This window comes from Marinilabilia sp., assembly GCF_016278715.1.
Classification (GTDB): domain Bacteria; phylum Bacteroidota; class Bacteroidia; order Bacteroidales; family Marinilabiliaceae; genus Marinilabilia.
The window spans coordinates 1-2,788 of the sequence record NZ_JADQBH010000179.1 but is presented as its reverse complement, the minus strand read 5'-3'; the positions used below and the strand labels follow the sequence as shown (position 1 = coordinate 2,788).

The 2,788-nt window shown below is 45.8% G+C and carries 2 protein-coding genes; one reads left to right on the top strand and one right to left on the bottom strand.

Going from position 1 to position 2,788, the window contains the following annotated elements:
* The coding region (locus QZZ43_RS11400) for a S9 family peptidase (protein ID WP_291859244.1) at window positions 1-2,090 on the bottom strand (2,090 nt) is incomplete at its 3' end.
* Window positions 2,091-2,391: 301 nt separating this feature from the next.
* Between QZZ43_RS11400 and QZZ43_RS11395 the strand changes: the two genes are divergently transcribed.
* Window positions 2,392-2,788 (top strand): AAA family ATPase (locus QZZ43_RS11395; RefSeq protein WP_291859241.1); only part of this gene is annotated, 397 nt, incomplete at its 3' end.

Genomic DNA, 2,788 nt, shown 5'->3' with positions numbered 1-2,788 from the left:
GTTAGCACCCAGTGACTTTCCTCGGGGAAGAATAGGAATCGGGAAGGAATACCTCTTAGTTTCGCGGCATTAAAGGCTGCCATTCCCTGGGTGTATGGAATACGGAAGTCTTTGCCCCCATGAATAACCAGCAGTGGGGTGTCCCATTTTTCCACAAATAGGTGTGGAGAGAAGTCGTAATGTTTTTCAGGCATTTCCCAATAAGGTTTTTTCAAGTCCCAGTTGACAAAAAACATCTCCTCGGTGGTGGTGTACATCATTTCCTGGTTGAATACCCCGCAATGGGAGATGAAAGCACTGAATCGTTTGTCGTGGTTTCCTGCCAGCCAGTAAACCGAGTATCCGCCGTAGCTGGCACCTACAGCGCCCAGATTTTCGTTATCCACATAGGGTTCCTTGGCCATGGTGTCGATGGCGCTGAAGTAATCCTGCATGTTTTGTCCGCCGTAGTCGCCGCTTATTTGCTCGTTCCATTCTCTGCCAAAACCGGGCAGACCACGGCGGTTTGGAGCCACTACGATGTAATCATTGGCAGCCATCATCTGAAAATTCCACCGATAGCTCCAAAATTGGCTTACACTACTTTGGGGCCCTCCCTGGCAATAGAGAAGTGTTGGGTATTTTTTCTCCGGGTCAAAATTGGGTGGGTAAATGACCCATGTGAGCATTTCTTTGTTGTCAGAAGTTGCAATCCAGCGTTTTTCTACTTTTCCCATATTAATTTGGTTCAGTATGGGCTGGTTTATGGAGGAAATATTCTGAGCGGAACCATCAACCGGATTCACCGCAAAAATATCGGTAGGGGCACTCATACTCATGCGGGTGGTAATGAGTTGTCCTCCAACGGGGATTACCGAGGTGAAATTGTTCTTTCCGTCTGTGATTTTGTGAATGTCACCACCCGGCAGATTGATGCGATAGATATCTTCCGTGGCATGGCGGTTACTGATAAAGAAAAGGGCATCGCCCATCAGGTTCCAGGCAGGTGAATGAATATCCTGGTCGAAGTTGGCGGTGTAATCTATAACCTGACCCGACTCCAGGTCTTTAACCATTAATCGGTTCTTGTCGGCTTCGTAACCGTCACGGGGCATCGATTCCCATGCAATGCGCAATCCGTCGGGCGAGAATACAGGATTTTTGTCATACCCGGGGTTATCCTCTGTCAGGTTAATGGTCGTCTTTTTCTCCAGGTCGTAGAGGTAAATATCCGAGTTGGTCGAAAGGGCATAATCCATCCCGGCCAGTTTCTTACAGGTGTATGCAATTTTTCTTCCGTCAGGTGTCCAGGTAATTTGCTCCATTCCCCCAAAGGGTTGGAGAGGTGTGTCGAAGCGCTCATCTTTCAAAATGTCAACGCCCTCGGTAATGGATTTCTCTGCCTGATAGGGAGCAACAAAAATATGGCTGTATTGATAGTCGTCCCAACTGTCCCAGTGGCGGTACATCAAGTCGTCCTCTATGCGGGCATTGATTTTCGGCAGGTCGGGATACATGTCTGCGGGTGTTTCGTCCAGCTTAACCTCTTTAATGAAAAGGAGGTTTTCCATGTCGGGCGAGTACTTGTAATTGCTTATTCCTTTGGGGATATCCGTAATCTGAACGACCTCTTTTCCGTTGGGTGACATTTCATACAATTGGCGGTCGCCATTGTATTCCGACAAGAATGTTATTTTTTTACCGTCCGGACGCCAGTTGACTGCTGATATCTTGTTTCTGTTGGCCTTTTTTTCGACTTCAACATTTTTCTTTTTTCCACCAAAAGATAAAGACAGTGACCAGTTGTTTTTAAATTGGGTGTTGATTCTTTCGCGGTTGGTTCCATCAGCATTCATCACGATAAGGTCGGTGTTGAAGCTGTTGTTTTCGATGTCGGGATAAGTGACAGTAAAAAGCACTTTCTGATGGTCGGGGGATACATTAACATTGCCGATACGGCCCATTGACCACAGAACTTCGGGGGTCATGATGCCGTTTTCAACCTTAACGTTTTCAGGTTTAAATGTAGGTCGCATTTCTTGTTTGGTTTTTTCAGAACAGCCGGCAAGCAATGCCAGACCAGAGAGTATTAGTAATATGGGTTTCTTCATTAGGGGTGTTATTTTGATGATGTTAATCAATAGAATAATTGTGAATTGATTTTGGGCAAGGGAGGTTGATTAAAGCCTTTGCGGGTTAGCAAAACTTGTAAGCACAAAAATAGAGAGAATTTTAACTAAAATAAACTGAATTTGCTATTTTGTTGAATGGATGGCCGGTTAGTTAACTTTATTATGCTTGCAAAGACGGTTAATTGCTGGTTTCAAGTGAGGTGACGAAGATGGGAGTTATTTGCAATTCCCCCTCTTAAAGCATATTTTTGATGTTTGCAACTACAAAAAGCGTAATGTAATGGATTTTCAAACCAACCCTGAACTCAACCTGGCACGCGAATTCGTTGAATTTACCCGACGAAATGTTTTTCTGACCGGAAAGGCCGGAACCGGAAAAACCACTTTTCTGCATAATCTGAAGACCAGTCTTCCCAAGCGTTTGGTGGTTGTTGCACCTACCGGTGTGGCGGCTATCAATGCAGGAGGGGTGACTATTCATTCTTTTTTCCAGTTGCCTTTTGGCCCCATTGTTCCCGGGGCGGCCGGAGGGAATGGACCGGAGGGACGAAATATTCATCGCTACAGTCGTCAAAAGATTGATATCATCCGCACGCTCGACCTGCTGGTAATTGATGAAGTGAGTATGGTGCGTTCCGATTTGTTGGATGGCATTGATGAGGTGCTGCGGCGTTTTC